This is a genomic window from Pseudomonas sp. PB120 (assembly GCF_009761815.1).
GTDB lineage: Bacteria > Pseudomonadota > Gammaproteobacteria > Pseudomonadales > Pseudomonadaceae > Aquipseudomonas.
Genome location: NZ_RWIN01000055.1, coordinates 40,417 through 56,763, shown reverse-complemented (window position 1 = coordinate 56,763; position 16,347 = coordinate 40,417). Strand labels below are relative to the sequence as shown.

Here is a 16,347-nt window from a genome sequence, read left to right as displayed (position 1 = left end):
AACCCGGCATGGATGCCGGGTTAGCCGCCCCCGGCCATGGATGGCCGATGGCGGCGGGCCCACGGAGCAATGCCGGAGTGAGGGCATGCCGAGCCTAGGCGAGGCACCGAGTGGTGGGGCAAGAGCCCTTGGTTACTTGGGGCTTTTCCAAGTGACTCGCCGTAAGGGCGAAACCAATAGCAGCCGTTACCGAAAAAACGGATATACCCCAATCCCCCCCCCCCCGGCAAAAAAACGGCCTCACAACACGGAGGCCGTTTTACATTCTCACATCCGCCTTTGCTTACGCCGCTGCCACTGCCGCGCAACCCACCAACGCCAATACAACATCGTCAGACAATACCCAAGCGCACCCAAAACCAACCCCACCACCACCGAGCCCAGCAAAAACGGCTGCCACAGCGTAGAGAGCTCCCCGCTGATCCACTCCCAGGTCAGCTCATCCGGCAAATGCCGGGCGGGCACATCCATCAACCAGGCGCCCGTCTGATAGGTGCAAAAGAATACCGCCGGCATCGTGATCGGGTTGGTCAGCCAGACCAGGCTCACCGCAATCGGCATATTGCCGCGCACCATGATTGCCAGAGTGGCCGCCACCAGCATTTGCAACGGAATCGGCAGGAACGCCGCGAACAAACCCACTGCCATGGCCCGGGCGACGGAGTGGCGATTGAGATGCCAGAGGTTCGGGTCATGCAGCAGTGTGCCGAGAAAGCGTAAGGACTTGTGTTCCCTGATGCTCGTCGGGTCTGGCATGTAACGTTTGAATAAGCGCCGGGGCATAGGGCTTCTCGGTCGGTTAAGGCGGCAAGTATGTCTTGATTCTATGAGCTGCCCATTCAGACTTTGTGACAATTAATAACGACGCCCGTGCGCCTGGCCGGCTATGCCTGGAAAGGGAACTCTCAAGGACGGGCGTATGCGCACAGGGATGATGGCGCTGGCGCTGGGTCTTTTGGCCCTGCGTTTTTTGCCGGCTTTACCGCCGGTCTGGTTATGGATACTGCTGCCCGTAATGGCGTTGATGATGCTGCCGTTTCGAACGTATCCGGTGGCATTTTTCCTGTTCGGCCTCAGTTGGGCCTGTGCGAATGCGCAGTGGGCGCTGGATGATCGCTTGCCGCCAACGCTGGATGGCGAGACACGCTGGATTGAAGGGCGGGTGACAGGCCTGCCACAAAATGCCGACGGCGTGGTGCGGTTCGAGCTGACTGACAGTCATTCACGACGCACAAAACTGCCCGCACAAATGCGCCTGGCCTGGTACGACGGGCCGCCCGTCAACAGCGGCGAACGCTGGCGACTGGCGGTGAAACTCAAGCGGCCGGCCGGGCTGCTCAATCCGCATGCCTTCGATTACGACGCGTGGTTGCTGGCGCAACACATTGGCGCAACCGGCACGGTCAAGGACGGCGTGAAACACGGTGAAGCCCGATGGGCCTGGCGTGACAGCATCCGCCAGCGATTGCAGGCAGTGGACGCGCAGGGCCGAAGCGGTGCACTGATCGCGCTGGTGCTGGGGGACGGTGCCGGGCTTAGTCGTGATGATTGGCAGGTGTTGCAAGACACCGGCACCGTGCACCTGCTGGTGATCTCGGGTCAGCACATCGGCTTGCTCGCGGGCGTGGTGTATCTGCTGATCGCCGGGTTGGCGCGTTATGGGTTGTGGCCAAATCGCTTGCCCTGGTTGCCTTGGGCCTGTGGTCTGGCTTTCACGGCGGCGCTTGGTTACGGGCTGCTCGCCGGTTTTGAGGTGCCGGTGCGTCGGGCCTGCGTGATGATCGGCCTGGTGCTGTTATGGCGCCTGCGTTTTCGTCATCTAGGAGCCTGGTGGCCGCTGCTGCTGGCCCTCGTTGGTGTTTTGCTGCTGGACCCGCTGGCGAGTTTGCTGCCCGGTTTCTGGTTGTCTTTCGCCGCGGTGGCGGTGTTGATTTTCACCTTCGGCGGCCGGTTGGGCCCTTGGCACTGGTGGCAAACCTGGACCCGCGCCCAATGGCTGATTGCAATCGGCTTGTGCCCGCTGCTGCTGGTGTTGGGGTTGCCTATCAGCATCAGCGGGCCGCTGGCCAATCTGGTCGCGGTGCCCTGGGTCAGCCTGGTTGTCTTGCCGCCGGCGTTGCTCGGGACTTTATTGTTGCCCATTCCTTATGTGGGAGAAGGGTTGTTGTGGCTGGCGGGCGGCCTGATCGCTTGGCTGTTCAAAGGGCTGGCGTTGATGGCAGGTGAGTTGCCGGCCTGGGTGCCCGTCGCGGTACCCTTGTGGGTCTGGGTGCTTGGCGCGCTCGGTGCGGTTCTTTTGTTGCTACCCCGAGGCGTGCCGCTGCGGCCATTGGGTTGGCCACTGCTGTTGTTATTGGTCTTTCCACCCCAGGAGTCCATGCCAGAGGGTTTTGCCGAAATACTGCAACTGGATGTCGGTCAGGGGCTGGCCATCCTGGTGCGCACCCGCCATCACACCTTGCTGTATGACGCCGGGCCGCGTTTCGGTGATTTCGACCTGGGCGCGCGCGTGGTGCTGCCGACCTTGCGCAAGCTGGGAGTGGACGGGATCGACCTGATGCTGATCAGCCACGCCGATGCCGATCATGCCGGCGGTGCCCGGGCGGTGGCCGATGGCTTGCCGGTGAAGCGGGTGCTGAGCGGTGACCCCGAGGCTCTGCCCGCAGAATTGCAGGCGAAGCCGTGTGAAAGCGGCCAGCGCTGGCATTGGGACGGCGTGAACTTCGAACTCTGGCAATGGACGTCAGCCAGCGACAGCAATCAAAAGTCCTGCGTGCTGCAAATAGAAGCCAACGGCGAGCGAATCCTGCTCACTGGCGATATCGACACCGCCGCCGAGCGCGTCTTGCTCGACAGCCCGCTCGCAGTGCCGACCGATTGGTTGCAATCACCCCACCACGGCAGCCGCAGCTCCTCGTCAATGGCATTGCTGGCCGTGCTGCAACCTCGCGCGGTGCTGATCTCCCGCGGACAGGGCAATTCGTTCGGTCATCCGCATCCCACCGTCATGTCTCGCTATCGAAAACGTGGCATGGCGGTCTACGACAGCGCCGGGCAGGGCGCCATTCGTCTGCAACTCGGACGCTTCGAGCCTCCCTGGACAATGCGTCTGGAACGGCGCTTCTGGCGCGATCCTCCAGTGGTCGACCCATAACGGCGAGTTATGAAACCCCGACCGGATGCGACATCCCGGTCTTCGGTGCGCCGACCCCCTATGTTAGAGTGGCGCACTTTTTCGAGGGGATTGTCACTGTGTGGGAATTGGTCAAATCCGGCGGCTGGATGATGCTGCCGATCATTCTGAGTTCCATCGCGGCCATGGCGATCGTCGCCGAGCGCCTCTGGACCCTGCGAGCCAGTCGTGTGACCCCGGAGCATCTGCTCGGGCAGGTCTGGGTCTGGATCAAGGACAAACAGCTCAACAAAGAAAAACTCAAGGAATTGCGTGCCAATTCGCCGTTGGGCGAGATTCTGGCCGCCGGCCTGGCCAACTCCAAGCATGGTCGCGAGATCATGAAAGAGTGCATCGAAGAGGCCGCCGCGCGGGTGGTCCACGAGCTCGAACGCTACATCAACGCTCTGGGCACCATCGCCGCCATGGCCCCGTTGCTGGGGTTGCTCGGTACCGTATTGGGCATGATCGATATCTTCAGTTCGTTCATGGGCACGGGCATGACGACCAACGCCGCTGTACTGGCCGGCGGTATTTCCAAAGCCTTGATTACCACGGCTTCCGGCCTGATCGTGGGTATCCCGTCGGTGTTCTTCCACCGTTTCCTGCAACGGCGCATTGATGAACTCGTCGTCGGCATGGAACAGGAAGCCATCAAGCTGGTTGAAGTGGTGCAGGGCGACCGTGACGTTGATCTGGCTGAGGGCAAAGCGTGAAATTCCGCCGCAAGCAACGGGAGAACGTGGACATCAACCTCGTGTCGCTGATCGACGTGGTGTTTGTCCTGCTGCTGTTTTTCGTGGTGACCACCACGTTCACACGTGAAACCCAGTTGCGCGTCGACCTGCCGGAAGCGGCCAGCGGTGCACCGGCCGAAGATCAGAGCAAACAGCTGGACATCGCCATCAGCGCCGACGGGACGTTCTCGGTGAATAACCAGGTGCTGCCCAAAAGCGACCTGGCCACCGTGATGGCCGCGCTGCAGAAAGAATCCAACGGCGACACCAACAGGCCGCTGGCCATCAGTGCTGATGGCAAGACCCAGCACCAAAGCGTCATTACCGCCATGGACGCCGCCGGCAAGCTGGGGTTCAGCCACTTGCGCATGACCACTGTCGAGGCGGCGCCCGCACCCTGATGGCCATGTCCGATCGCTTGCTCGCCGCGTGGTACGACGGTCATCCGGCCCTGAAGCTGTTGCAGCCGCTGGAATGGCTGTATCGGCGCGTGGTCATGGGCAAGCGCAAGCGTTTCCTGGCGGGCGAGGGTGAGATCTACCAGCCGCCCGTGCCATTGATCGTGGTCGGCAACATCACCGTTGGCGGTACCGGCAAGACGCCACTCATTCTCTGGATGATTCAGCATTGTCAGCGCAGCGGCTTGCGCGTCGGCGTGGTCAGTCGGGGATACGGCGCCAAACCGCCACAATTGCCATGGCGCGTCGAAGCGGATCAAAGCGCTGATCTGGCGGGCGACGAGCCGCTGTTGATCGTGCAACGCACCGGCGTGCCGTTGATGATCGACCCGGACCGCAGCAGTGCCGTCAAAGCCTTGCTGGCGAGTGAGCCGCTGGACCTGATTCTCTCCGATGACGGCATGCAACATTACCGGCTGGCCCGGGACCTTGAGCTGGTGCTGATCGACGCCGCCCGGGGCCTGGGCAATCAGCGTTGCTTGCCTGCCGGGCCACTTCGCGAACCAGTCGAGCGTCTGCAGAGCGTCGATGCTGTGCTGTACAACGGCGCCGCCCATGATCGCGACCACGGTTTTGCCTTTCAGCTGCAACCCACCGAGCTGGTCAACCTGAAGAGCGGCGAGCGACGTCCCCTCGATCACTTCCCCGCAGGCCAGGCCCTGCATGCCGTGGCCGGGATCGGCAATCCGCAGCGTTTCTTCACAACCCTCGAAACGCTACACTGGCAGCCAGTCCCCCACGCGTTTGCCGACCACGCCGAATACAGCGTGCAGGCGTTGAATTTCACACCGTCATTGCCATTGGTGATGACTGAAAAGGACGCGGTGAAGTGCCGTGCCTTCGCCGCCGCCGACTGGTGGTACCTGGCGGTCGATGCTGCGCCATCGCCGGCCTTCGTGGCCTGGTTCGATACGCAGCTGATGCGCCTGTTGCCGGATCGTCTTTTGCCTTAAATCCGTTTTTATCCAGGGAATGCTCATGGACACCAAATTGCTCGACATCCTCGCTTGCCCGGTCTGCAAAGGCCCGCTCAAGCTCAGCGCCGACAAAACCGAGCTGATCAGCAAAGGCGCCGGCCTGGCGTACCCGATTCGTGACGGCATTCCGGTGATGCTCGAAACCGAAGCCCGCACCCTGACCACCGACGAGCGTCTGGATAAATGACCACCGCCTTTACCGTTGTCATTCCATCGCGTTACGCCTCGACCCGTCTGCCGGGCAAACCGCTGCTGCTGATCGCTGGCAAGCCGATGATCCAGCACGTCTGGGAACAGGCGCGCAAAAGCAGCGCCGAGCGCGTGGTGGTTGCCACTGACGATGCGCGCATTGTCGAGGCGTGCACGGCGTTTGGCGCCGAAGTGGTGCTGACCCGCGAAGATCACAACTCCGGCACCGATCGCCTGGCTGAAGTTGCCGCCAAGCTGGGCCTGGCCTCCGACGCCATCGTGGTCAACGTCCAGGGTGACGAACCGCTGATCCCGCCAAGCGTGATCGACCAAGTGGCCGCCAACCTGGCTGCCCACACCGAAGCGCGCATGGCCACGTTGGCCGAGCCAATCGAAGACGTCGAAACCCTGTTCAACCCTAATGTGGTCAAGGTCGTCAGCGACCTTAACGGCCTGGCGCTGACGTTCAGTCGCGCCACCTTGCCGTGGGCCCGGGACGCGTTTGCGAAAAATCGCGATGAGTTGCCACACGGTGTGCCGTATCGCCGCCACATCGGCATTTATGCCTACCGCGCCGGCTTCCTGCAGGACTTCGTCAATTGGGGTCCGTGCTGGCTGGAAAATACCGAATCCCTCGAGCAGTTGCGTGCGCTGTGGCATGGCGTGCGGATTCACGTTGCCAATGCGTTGATCGCACCGCCCACCGGCGTCGACACCGTTGAAGACCTCGAGCGCGTTCGTCGTCTGCTGGAGGCCTGATGAGGGTTCTGTTCGTATGCCTGGGTAATATCTGCCGTTCACCGACAGCCGAAGGCGTGCTGCGCCACAAGTTGCGTGAGGCGGGGCTGGCCGATCAAATCGAAGTGGCCTCTGCCGGCACCGGTGACTGGCACGTCGGCAGTGCTCCGGACCGACGCAGCCAGGCCGCGGCCAAGCAGCGCGGTTACGACCTGTCCGCTCAGCGCGCCCAACAAGTGACCCGTGCCGATTTCGCCACCTACGACTTGATTCTGGCGATGGACCACAACAACCTGCGCAACCTCAAGGCCTTGCAGCCGGCCAGGAGCAAAGCGGAGCTGGACCTGTTCCTGCGTCGTTACCAGTCGGAAATCGATGAAGTGCCAGACCCGTACCACGACGGCGATCAGGGATTCGAGTACGTGCTGGATCTGATCGAACGCGCGAGCGACCTGCTGGTGGTCGAATTGAAGGGCCGCTTATGAGTTTGCAGGTACGACCGCAGGTTTCGCTCAAGCCTTACAACAGCTTTGGCGTGGATGTTCAGGCCCGGTTGTTTGCCGAAGCCCACAGCGACGATGACGTGCGCGAAGCGCTGGCCTATGCGGTGCAACACGATGTGCCGTTGCTGGTAATTGGCGGCGGCAGCAACTTGCTGCTGACCGCGGATATCCAGTCGCTGGTGTTGCGCATGGCCACCCGTGGCATTCGCATCCTGAACGATGACGGCAGCAAAGTAGTAATAGAAGCCGAAGCAGGCGAACCCTGGCATCCGTTCGTGCAGCACACCCTCGCGCAGGGCCTGTCCGGCCTGGAAAACCTCAGCCTGATCCCGGGCACCGTGGGCGCAGCCCCGATGCAGAACATCGGCGCCTATGGTGTGGAGATCAAGGACGTGTTCGCCGGCCTGACCGCGCTGGATCGCCAGACCGGAGAGTTGCGCGACTTCACGCTGCAGGAATGCAATTTTGCGTATCGCGACAGCCTGTTCAAACAGGCGCCGGGGCGCTGGTTGATTTTGCGGGTCCGGTTCGCTCTGGACCGTGTCGAGCACCTGCATCTGGAGTACGGGCCGGTGCGTCAGCGCCTGACCGAGCAAGGCATCGATCACCCGACCGCCACCGATGTCAGCCAGGCCATTTGCAGCATCCGCAACGAAAAACTGCCGGACCCGGCCGTGCTCGGCAATGCCGGCAGCTTCTTCAAGAATCCGCTGGTTCCGGCGGCGTTGGTCACCCGCCTCAAGGTTGAATACCCGGACCTGGTGGCCTACGCGCAACCTGACGGGCGAATGAAACTGGCCGCGGGCTGGCTGATCGAGCGGGCGGGCTGGAAAGGTTTTCGTGACGCCGACGCCGGCGTGCACAAGTTGCAAGCGCTGGTGCTGGTGAATTACGGCAGTGCCAGCGGCCTGCAATTGCTTAACCTGGCGCAGCGCATCCAGAAAGATATTTCGCAGCGTTTCCAGGTCGACCTGGAAATGGAGCCGAACCAGTATTGAAGCTACGCTTCAAGGACTGATTTCAAAGCCCTGCACACTTCAATGGTGCAGGGCTTTTTTGTTAATGCCGGGTTAACGTAGCCACCTGACGATGCAAGCATTTGCTCCACCAAAGGCCCGATGCAGACGCTTGCGTCCGCATAAGAGAGCCTCATTAGCCTGAGCCGATCTGCGTGCTGCCAACCGCCATCCCCGGCGGCAGATTGCTCGACCCCATAACCTTATCTATGCGGGCGTGCCCATGATTACCCTGAAACTCAATGGTCAAGACCATCAACTCGACGTGACCGAGGACATGCCGCTGCTCTGGGCAATCCGCGACGTGGCGGGCTACAGCGGCACCAAGTTTGGCTGCGGCATGGGCCTTTGCGGTGCTTGCACGATTCATATCGAGGGTTCCCCGGCGCGAAGTTGCATCACGCCGATCGGCTCGGTGGGCGGCCAGAACGTAACCACCATCGACAACCTCCACGCCGACCCGGTCGGGCAAGTCGTCCAGCAAGCCTGGCTCGACACCGCTGTCGCTCAGTGCGGTTTCTGTCAGGGCGGGCAGATCATGTCGGCGACGGCGTTGCTCAAGACAAATCCCAACCCCAGCGACGAACAGATTGAAGAAGCGATGGTGGGCAATATTTGCCGTTGCGGCACTTACAACCGCATCAAGACCGCCATCCGCCAGGCGTCCACTCATCTGAAGGAGGCCAAGGCATGAGCCAGTTACCGAATGATTTCGCGCTGAGCAATCTCAGCAACCTCAGTCGTCGCAGCTTCCTCAGGGGCGTAGGCGCCACCAGCGTGCTGGTGCTGGCCGCGAGTTGGGGCTGGCAGGACGCGTTCGCCGAGGAGGCAGAGAAGAAATTCGGCGCAGACGGCATGCCTCACGGCGCGATCGATGATCCCAAGGTCTACGTCAGCATCGCCGCCGATGGCACGGTGACGGTGGTCTGCAACCGTTCGGAAATGGGCCAGGGCGTGCGCACCAGCCTGACGATGGTGGTGGCCGACGAACTGGAAGCCGACTGGGCGATGGTGAAGGTGCAACAGGCGCCGGGCGACGAAGTGCGCTTTGGCAACCAGGACACGGACGGTTCCCGCAGCATGCGGCACTGGTACGAGCCGATGCGCCGCTGCGGCGCTGCCGCCCGGACCATGCTCGAACAGGCCGCCGCCGAGCAGTGGAAAGTGCCCGTCGGCGAGTGTCATGCGCAATTGCACAAAGTCATTCATAAACCGACCGGCCGCGAGCTCGGCTATGGCGCGTTGGCCGCCGCGGCGAGTGCGTTGGCAGTGCCGGCCCGTGAAAGCCTGCGGCTCAAGCAGCCGTCGGAGTTTCGCTACATCGGCAAGGAGGGCACCAAGGCCATCGACGGTGCGGACATCGTCAACGGTCGCGCGGTCTACGGTGCCGATGTGCATTTTGACGGCATGCTTTACGCCACCATTGCGCGGCCGGCGGTGTATGGCGGCAAGGTCAAATCCGTCGATTCGATTGCGGCGTTGAAAGTCCCCGGCGTGCTCAAAGTCATCCAGATCGAAGGCCGTCCGCTGCCCTCGGAGTTCCAGCCGCTGGGCGGTGTGGCAGTGATCGCGAGCAATACCTGGGCAGCAATCAAGGGCCGCGAGACGCTGAAAATCGAGTGGGATGACGGCCCCAACGCCAGTTACGACTCGATTGCTTATCGCAAGGAACTGGAAGCCGCCTCTCTCAAGCCCGGCAAAGTGGTGCGCAACACCGGCAACATCGACGAAGCCATGGGCAGCGCCGACAGCACACTGGAAGCGTCCTACTATTTGCCACACCTCGCACAGGCGCCGATGGAACCGATGGTCGCCATCGCCCGCTTCAAGGACGGCGTGTGCGAAGCCTGGGGCCCCAGTCAGGCGCCGCAAGTCACCCGCACCCGCATCGGCGAACGCCTCGGGATCCCGTTCGATAACGTCACGTTCAATGTCACGTTGCTGGGCGGCGGGTTCGGTCGCAAATCCAAGCCGGACTTCATCATCGAAGCGGCCATCCTCGCCAAGGAATTTCCCGGTAAGGCAGTGCGGGTGCAATGGACCCGTGAAGACGACATCCATTGCTCCTACTTCCACACGGTGTCGGCTGAATACCTGAAGGCCAGTCTGAACAAGGACGGCCTGCCGTCCGGCTGGTTGCACCGCACCGTGGCACCCAGTATCACCGCGCTGTTCGCGCCAGGCATGAACCACGAAGCAGCGTTCGAGCTGGGCATGGGGTTCACAAACATGGCGTACGCAATCCCGAACATTCGGCTGGAAAACCCGGAAGCGACGATTCACACCCGGGTTGGCTGGTACCGCTCGGTGTCGAACATCCCTCACGGCTTCGCGATTCAGAGCTTTGTCGATGAGCTGGCGCACAAGGCCGGGCAGGACCCGCTGAAGTACCAGATCAAATTGCTCGGTCCGGACCGTCAGATCGACCCTCGCACCCTGAGTGAAGAGTGGAACTACGGCGAATCGCCTGAGCGTTACCCGATCGATACCGCTCGTCTGCGCACGGTGCTGGAAACCGCTGCCAAGGCTGCCGGCTGGGGGCGCGAGCTGCCCAAGGGCCGTGGCCTGGGACTGGCGGTGCATTACAGCTTCGTCACTTATGTGGCGGCGGTGATCGAAGTCGAAGTCAAAGACGATGGCACGTTGATCGTGCACAAGGCCGACATCGCTGTGGATTGCGGGCCACAGATCAACCCTGAACGCATCCGCTCGCAGTTCGAGGGCGCCTGCGTGATGGGGTTGGGCAACGCGGTGCTGGGCGAGATCAGCTTCAAGGACGGCAAGGTCCAGCAGGACAACTTCCACATGTATGAAGTGGCGCGCATGTCCCTGGCGCCGAAGGAAGTCGCCGTGCATCTGGTCACGCCGCCGGGCAATGTCCCGTTGGGCGGTGTCGGTGAGCCGGGCGTGCCGCCCATTGCGCCGGCCCTGTGCAATGCGATCTTCGCGGCCACGGGCAAGCGCATCCGTAACTTACCGGTTCGCTATCAGCTGCAAGGTTGGCAGAAGGCTGAGGCCTGATGGACAGCGTCGATCTGAATGTCCTGCGCAGCGTGCTGGAATGGCGCCGCGCCGGTCAGCGGGTGGTGTTGTACAGCGTGGTCCAGACCTGGGGCACCGCGCCCCGGGCGCCGGGAGCAATGCTGGCGTTGCGGGAAGACGGCGTGGTGATTGGCTCGGTGTCCGGCGGTTGTGTCGAAGACGATTTGATTACCCGGTTGCACGATGGCCGGATTGCCCCGGACGGGCCGCCGGTGCAGTTGATCACCTATGGCGTGACCCGCGAAGAAGCTGCACGGTTTGGTTTGCCGTGCGGTGGGACCTTGCGTTTGACCGAGGAGCGGGTTGGCGATCCGGCGTGGGTTGCTGAATTGCTGGCGCGCTGCGAGGCCCATGAAATCACGGCGCGCTCGTTGGACATTGCGAGCGGGGAGGTGACGCTGCAACCGGCGATCAAGAGCGATGTGCTGAGTTTCGACGAAAACACGTTGCGCGCCATCTACGGCCCGCGCTGGCGGTTGTTGCTGATCGGCGCCGGCCAATTGTCCCGTTATGTTGCGGAGATGGCGCGGCTGCTGGATTTCGAAGTGTTGATCTGCGACCCACGCACCGAGTTTGTGTACGGCTGGGAAGAGCAGCATGGGCGCTTTGTTTCGGGCATGCCGGACGAAGCCGTGCTGAATATACAGACCGACGAGCGCACGGCGATTGTCGCGCTGACCCACGATCCACGCCTGGATGACATGGCGCTGCTTACGGCGCTCGATTCCCGGGCGTTCTACGTCGGCGCGCTGGGTTCGCGGGTCAACAGCCTGAAACGCCGGGAAAACCTGGCTCAGCTAGGCTTGTCGAAAGAGGCCATCGAGCGCCTGCACGGCCCGATCGGCCTGCACATCGGCAGCCATTCTCCGGCGGAAATTGCCTTGTCGTTGATGGCGGAAATCGTGGCGGTAAAAAATGGCGTCGAGTTGAAGCAGAAAAAGCGGTTGCAGGAGGGAGCATGAGTGAGCCAATCGGCGTCATCGTGTTGGCGGCGGGGCAGGGCAGTCGCTTCAGGCAGGTTGCCGGTGCTGGGAAGGACAAGCTGTTGGCGGACTGCGCTGGTCGGGATGGCGCCGTTCGTTCCGTGATTGAGCAGGTATTGGTGAATCTGCCGTCTGGATTGGACAAGCGCGTGCTGGTCACCACCGAGGATCGCCCGCAGGTGATTCGTATGGCGCAGGCGTATGGTTTCGAGATCGTGCTGATCGAGTCGACCGGCATGGGCGACAGTATTGCGGCCGGGGTGGCGGCCTGTCCGCAGCTCGGCGGCTGGTTGATTGTGCTGGGGGATATGCCGTTTATCCTGCCGTCGAGTATTGAGCGGGTGTTGGCTGGCGTTTCGGATGACTCGATCAGCGTGCCAGTGCATGAGGGTGAATTTGGCCATCCGGTGGGATTCGGTCGGCAATTTGGCCCGGGATTGATGGCATTGGCGGGTGATCGTGGGGCCAAGCCGTTGTTTGCGCAGGGCCGGGTGGTTGAAGTTGCGGTCGATGACGCTGGGGTGTTGTGGGATGTGGATACACCTGAGGCGTTGGTTTTCGCCTGATCTATCGCCATCGCGAGCAGGCTCGCTCCCACAGGTTTTGTAATCGCCACCTAACCCTGTGGGAGTGAGCCTGCTCGCGATGGCAGGCGACTCGGTCTATCAAAAAGAAGCAAAAAAAAGCCCCGCCTGGATCACCAGGCGGGGCTTTTTAGTGGCCGATGGAATCAGACGAGAGGTTTAGGCTCGTGCTCTTTTTCCAGGGCTTGCTCGTGTTGCTCAACCGCTTCCTGAACGGAGCGCGGTGCTTCGTCAATGACCGATGCAACTGGCTCAGCAACCGGCTCAACCGCTTCAACCGGAGCAGTAGCGGCAGCCAGTTCGGCTTCCTTCTGCAGGCGCTCGGCTTCACGCTTGCGACGACGCACTTCACGCGGGTCGTTTGGTGCGCGGCCATTTTCGGTCAGGGCGCTGGCAGGGGCTGCTACAACCACCGGCTCAGCCACTTCGGCTACAACAGGGGCTTCAACAGGGGCTTCAACAACCGGAGCAGGCTCTGGTTCAGCAACTACAACCACTGGCTCGACAACCGCTACTTCAGCAACTGGCGCAGGCGCCGGTGCTTCGACGGTGGCCGGCTCGGCAACCCAGTTGAACGCTGTTTGCTCTTCGCGAACTTCACGAACGGTTTCAGTCACTGTTTCAGAGACGGTTTCAGCAGCGGCTTCAACTGTCGGCTCTGCAACCACGACAGGTGCTTCAGCCACCACAGCAGGTTCAACGACAGCTTCAACCTGAGGCTGTGCTTCCTGAACCGGTGCCACTTCGATTTCCGGAGCGGCGGTGACTTCTACAGGCGTGGTCGCTTCAACGACTGGCGCTTCGACTGGAGCAGTTTCCAGCGTAGCGGCCGTGGCGCGTTCGGCTTGCTCATTGGCCTGTGCTTCAGCAGGTGCGCTGATCACAGTGCTGGCAACGGCTGCGGTAACAGCCAGGCCGGCAGCCAGTTCGTCAGTGCTTGGTGCTTCGCGGCCTTCGGCGCCTTCGTTACCTTCGGCGGATTCGGACTCTTCCGAGCCTTCGATCACGTTGCCGTTGGCATCGCGTTGACGCTCACGACGGTTGCTGCGACGACGCTGGCCACGGGAGCGGCGGCGTGGACGATCGCCTTCGGCGCCATCCTGACCGTCTTCCTGCAGTTGCTCTTCGTTACCGGTCAGTTCTTCTTCGGCAACGGCGGCAGCAGCCTGCTCGGCACGTGGCTGACGTTCTTCACGCGGTGGGCGTGGAGCGCGCTCTTCACGTGGCTGGCGAGCCGGACGCTCTTCAGCCGTCACGGCAGCGGCAGCGGCGGCAACCGGAGCGGCGGCATCCAGCGGCTCACGCAGTTCACGAACGCGTTCCTCACGCTCGCCACGTGGCTTGCGATCTTCACGAGGTGCGCGCGGTGCACGTTCTTCGCGAGGGGCACGTGGTGCACGCTCTTCACGTGGAGCGCGTTCTTCGCGAGCAACTGCCGGCGTTTCTTCACGAGCTTCGCGTGGTTCACGTGGTGCGCGTTCTTCACGCGGTGCACGTTCTTCGCGAGGCTTGCGCTCTTCATCGCGGCGACCGTTACGGTTGCGGCTCTGTTGACGACCGTTGCGACGCTCTTCGTTGCGGGCCGGACGCTCGGTGGTCACTGGCTTTTCAACCACAACCGGAGCAGCAGGCTCTTCCTTGGACGCGAACAGGCTGACCAGCGACTTCACCAGACCCTTGAACAGGCTTGGCTCAGGCGCGGCGACCGGTGCAGCCACAGGAGCGGCGACGACTTCGGTCGGGACCGGAGCGTTGGCGCGGGCCGGGGCCGTCTTGACCGCGGCTTCCTGGCGAACCAGGGTGCGGGTCGCAGCGGCTGGCTGGACTTCTTCGACTTCGGCAGCGGCAGCAGCGATTTCGTAGCTGGACTGGTTGATGCTGGCTTCCGGGCTGTCATCGCGCAGACGCTGAACTTCGAAGTGCGGCGTTTCGAGGTGGTCGTTCGGCAGAATGACGATGCGGGCACGGGTGCGCAGTTCGATCTTGGTGATCGAGTTGCGTTTTTCGTTGAGCAGGAACGCAGCCACCGGGATCGGCACTTGGGCGCGAACTTCGGCGGTACGGTCTTTCAGGGCTTCTTCTTCGATCAGGCGCAGGATCGCCAGCGACAGCGATTCAACGTCACGGATGATGCCGGTGCCGTTGCAACGCGGGCAAACGATGCCGCTGCTTTCGCCGAGCGATGGACGCAGGCGCTGACGGGACATTTCCAGCAGGCCGAAGCGCGAGATGCGACCGACTTGCACGCGAGCGCGGTCGGCTTCCAGGCATTCGCGGACTTTCTCTTCCACGGCGCGCTGGTTCTTGGCAGGGGTCATGTCGATGAAGTCGATGACGATCAGGCCGCCGATGTCGCGCAAGCGCAACTGACGGGCGATTTCTTCGGCGGCTTCAAGGTTGGTCTGCAGGGCGGTTTCTTCGATGTCGCTGCCTTTGGTAGCGCGCGCCGAGTTGATGTCGATGGACACCAGGGCTTCGGTTGGATCGATAACGATGGAGCCGCCGGAAGGCAGTTCAACGACGCGCTGGAAAGCGGTCTCGATCTGGCTTTCGATCTGGAAACGGTTGAACAGCGGAACGCTGTCTTCGTACAACTTGATCTTGCTGGCGTACTGCGGCATCACCTGGCGGATGAAGGTCAGGGCTTCGTCCTGGGCTTCGACGCTGTCGATCAGCACTTCACCGATGTCCTGGCGCAGGTAATCGCGGATGGCGCGGATGATCACGTTGCTTTCCTGATAGATCAGGAATGGCGCGGAGCGATCCAGCGACGCTTCTTTGATGGCGGTCCAGAGCTGCAGCAGGTAATCGAGGTCCCACTGCATTTCTTCGCTGCTGCGGCCCAGGCCGGCAGTGCGAACGATCAGGCCCATATCGGCTGGCGCAACCAGGCCGTTCAGGGCTTCACGCAGTTCGTTGCGCTCTTCACCTTCGATGCGACGGGAAATGCCGCCGGCACGCGGGTTGTTCGGCATCAGCACCAGGTAACGACCGGCCAGGCTGATGAAGGTGGTCAGGGCGGCGCCCTTGTTGCCACGTTCTTCTTTTTCGACCTGAACGATGACTTCCTGGCCTTCGCTCAGGACGTCCTTGATGTTGACGCGGCCTTCAGGAGCTTTCTTGAAGTATTCGCGGGAGATTTCTTTGAGGGGCAGGAAGCCGTGGCGCTCGGAGCCGAAATCGACAAAGGCAGCCTCAAGGCTTGGTTCGATGCGAGTAATCCGGCCTTTATAGATGTTGGCCTTCTTTTGCTCGCGTGCACCGGATTCGATGTCCAGGTCGTAGAGGCGTTGGCCATCTACCAGTGCAACACGCAACTCTTCGGGTTGAGTTGCGTTAATCAGCATTCTTTTCATGTAGTACCGTCGGTTTCCGGGCTGCCGGAAACGGCGTTCGGCACACACGACTTCTCACGGTCGGTGTCAGGTGCGTCAGGAGTGGTTGGACACTCCAGTGTCTAGCGAACCCCGACCAATGTGGGTCGGTGTCGCGACGTACGCGTCCTGCTTGCTGTGGCTACTTAAGCACTCAGTCAGGAGGAGGAATCAACCAGCGGCTGTGGACGAGATGAAGCGTCTTGATAAAGCCTATTGCTACACAGTCCAGCGGTTGTGCATCTCCACCCTACACGTATCCCTGATAATTCGGGTGCTGCCGCGCGCAGAATCCGCAGCGGGTTGGCATTTACCGTGAGCTCCGAAAGGGGAGGTCACGCATCATGGCTAATTTAGGCGTTGTTTCCGAAGTGTTCGCTCGGGGTCATTTGCAGCTGACTGCACTTTGTGAACTGGCCGTGAATATTGGCTCGCAAGGCGAGTGAAAACTCTGCTTTGCCGCTTGATTCAGGCCTCATGTCACCTGCGCTCGTTACACCTGCAAACTCCACCGTTACGTAGCGAAAGCCCCGTAGGACGGCCTCGCGTCCTGGTGAATTGCGTTGGTCAGGGC

The 16,347-nt window shown here is 61.8% G+C and carries 14 protein-coding genes; 12 read left to right on the top strand and 2 right to left on the bottom strand.

Annotated elements, in window-relative coordinates; translation table 11 throughout:
* Positions 1 to 267: 267 nt before the first annotated feature.
* Positions 268 to 783, bottom strand: a complete 516-nt coding sequence (locus EJA72_RS12670) for a DUF2062 domain-containing protein (RefSeq protein ID WP_157711776.1) — start codon at positions 781 to 783, stop codon at positions 268 to 270.
* 136 nt (positions 784 to 919) lie between these two features.
* Between EJA72_RS12670 and EJA72_RS12665 the strand changes: the two genes are divergently transcribed.
* The 12 genes from EJA72_RS12665 to EJA72_RS12610 all read left to right on the top strand — a co-directional run bounded on the left by EJA72_RS12665 (position 920) and on the right by EJA72_RS12610 (position 12,381).
* The gene (locus EJA72_RS12665) at positions 920 to 3,154 is read left to right on the top strand and encodes a DNA internalization-related competence protein ComEC/Rec2 (protein WP_157711775.1); all 2,235 of its coding nucleotides are present in this window, start codon (positions 920 to 922) and stop codon (positions 3,152 to 3,154) included.
* Between the two features lie 98 nt (positions 3,155 to 3,252).
* Positions 3,253 to 3,888, top strand: coding sequence for a MotA/TolQ/ExbB proton channel family protein (locus tag EJA72_RS12660; RefSeq protein ID WP_178129338.1), 636 nt, complete (start codon positions 3,253 to 3,255; stop codon positions 3,886 to 3,888).
* Entirely contained in the window at positions 3,885 to 4,310 is a 426-nt protein-coding gene (locus EJA72_RS12655) for a biopolymer transporter ExbD (protein WP_178129337.1), read from the top strand. The genes EJA72_RS12660 and EJA72_RS12655 overlap by 4 nt, the downstream gene beginning before the upstream one ends.
* On the top strand, positions 4,310 to 5,320 hold the full coding sequence (gene lpxK, locus EJA72_RS12650) for a tetraacyldisaccharide 4'-kinase (protein WP_157711774.1): 1,011 nt from the start codon (positions 4,310 to 4,312) through the stop codon (positions 5,318 to 5,320). The genes EJA72_RS12655 and lpxK overlap by 1 nt, the downstream gene beginning before the upstream one ends.
* A gap of 25 nt (positions 5,321 to 5,345) precedes the next feature.
* Complete coding sequence (locus EJA72_RS12645; protein WP_007945752.1) at positions 5,346 to 5,531, top strand: Trm112 family protein; 186 nt, start codon at positions 5,346 to 5,348, stop codon at positions 5,529 to 5,531.
* The gene (gene kdsB / locus EJA72_RS12640) at positions 5,528 to 6,292 is read left to right on the top strand and encodes a 3-deoxy-manno-octulosonate cytidylyltransferase (RefSeq protein ID WP_157711773.1); all 765 of its coding nucleotides are present in this window, start codon (positions 5,528 to 5,530) and stop codon (positions 6,290 to 6,292) included. Before EJA72_RS12645 ends, kdsB begins: the two co-directional genes overlap by 4 nt.
* Entirely contained in the window at positions 6,292 to 6,756 is a 465-nt protein-coding gene (locus tag EJA72_RS12635; RefSeq protein WP_157711772.1) for a low molecular weight protein-tyrosine-phosphatase, read from the top strand. The genes kdsB and EJA72_RS12635 overlap by 1 nt, the downstream gene beginning before the upstream one ends.
* Positions 6,753 to 7,772, top strand: a complete 1,020-nt coding sequence (gene murB / locus EJA72_RS12630) for a UDP-N-acetylmuramate dehydrogenase (RefSeq protein ID WP_157711771.1) — start codon at positions 6,753 to 6,755, stop codon at positions 7,770 to 7,772. Before EJA72_RS12635 ends, murB begins: the two co-directional genes overlap by 4 nt.
* 241 nt (positions 7,773 to 8,013) lie before the next feature.
* Complete coding sequence (locus tag EJA72_RS12625) at positions 8,014 to 8,484, top strand: (2Fe-2S)-binding protein (RefSeq protein WP_157711770.1); 471 nt, start codon at positions 8,014 to 8,016, stop codon at positions 8,482 to 8,484.
* Positions 8,481 to 10,811, top strand: a complete 2,331-nt coding sequence (locus tag EJA72_RS12620) for a xanthine dehydrogenase family protein molybdopterin-binding subunit (RefSeq protein WP_157711769.1) — start codon at positions 8,481 to 8,483, stop codon at positions 10,809 to 10,811. Before EJA72_RS12625 ends, EJA72_RS12620 begins: the two co-directional genes overlap by 4 nt.
* Complete coding sequence (locus EJA72_RS12615) at positions 10,811 to 11,794, top strand: XdhC family protein (RefSeq protein WP_157711768.1); 984 nt, start codon at positions 10,811 to 10,813, stop codon at positions 11,792 to 11,794. The genes EJA72_RS12620 and EJA72_RS12615 overlap by 1 nt, the downstream gene beginning before the upstream one ends.
* Entirely contained in the window at positions 11,791 to 12,381 is a 591-nt protein-coding gene (locus EJA72_RS12610; protein ID WP_157711767.1) for an NTP transferase domain-containing protein, read from the top strand. The genes EJA72_RS12615 and EJA72_RS12610 overlap by 4 nt, the downstream gene beginning before the upstream one ends.
* A 164-nt stretch (positions 12,382 to 12,545) precedes the next feature.
* Here EJA72_RS12610 and rne read toward each other — a convergent pair whose 3' ends face one another.
* Positions 12,546 to 15,755, bottom strand: coding sequence for a ribonuclease E (gene rne / locus EJA72_RS12605; RefSeq protein ID WP_157711766.1), 3,210 nt, complete (start codon positions 15,753 to 15,755; stop codon positions 12,546 to 12,548).
* Between the last annotated feature and the right edge of the window lie 592 nt (positions 15,756 to 16,347).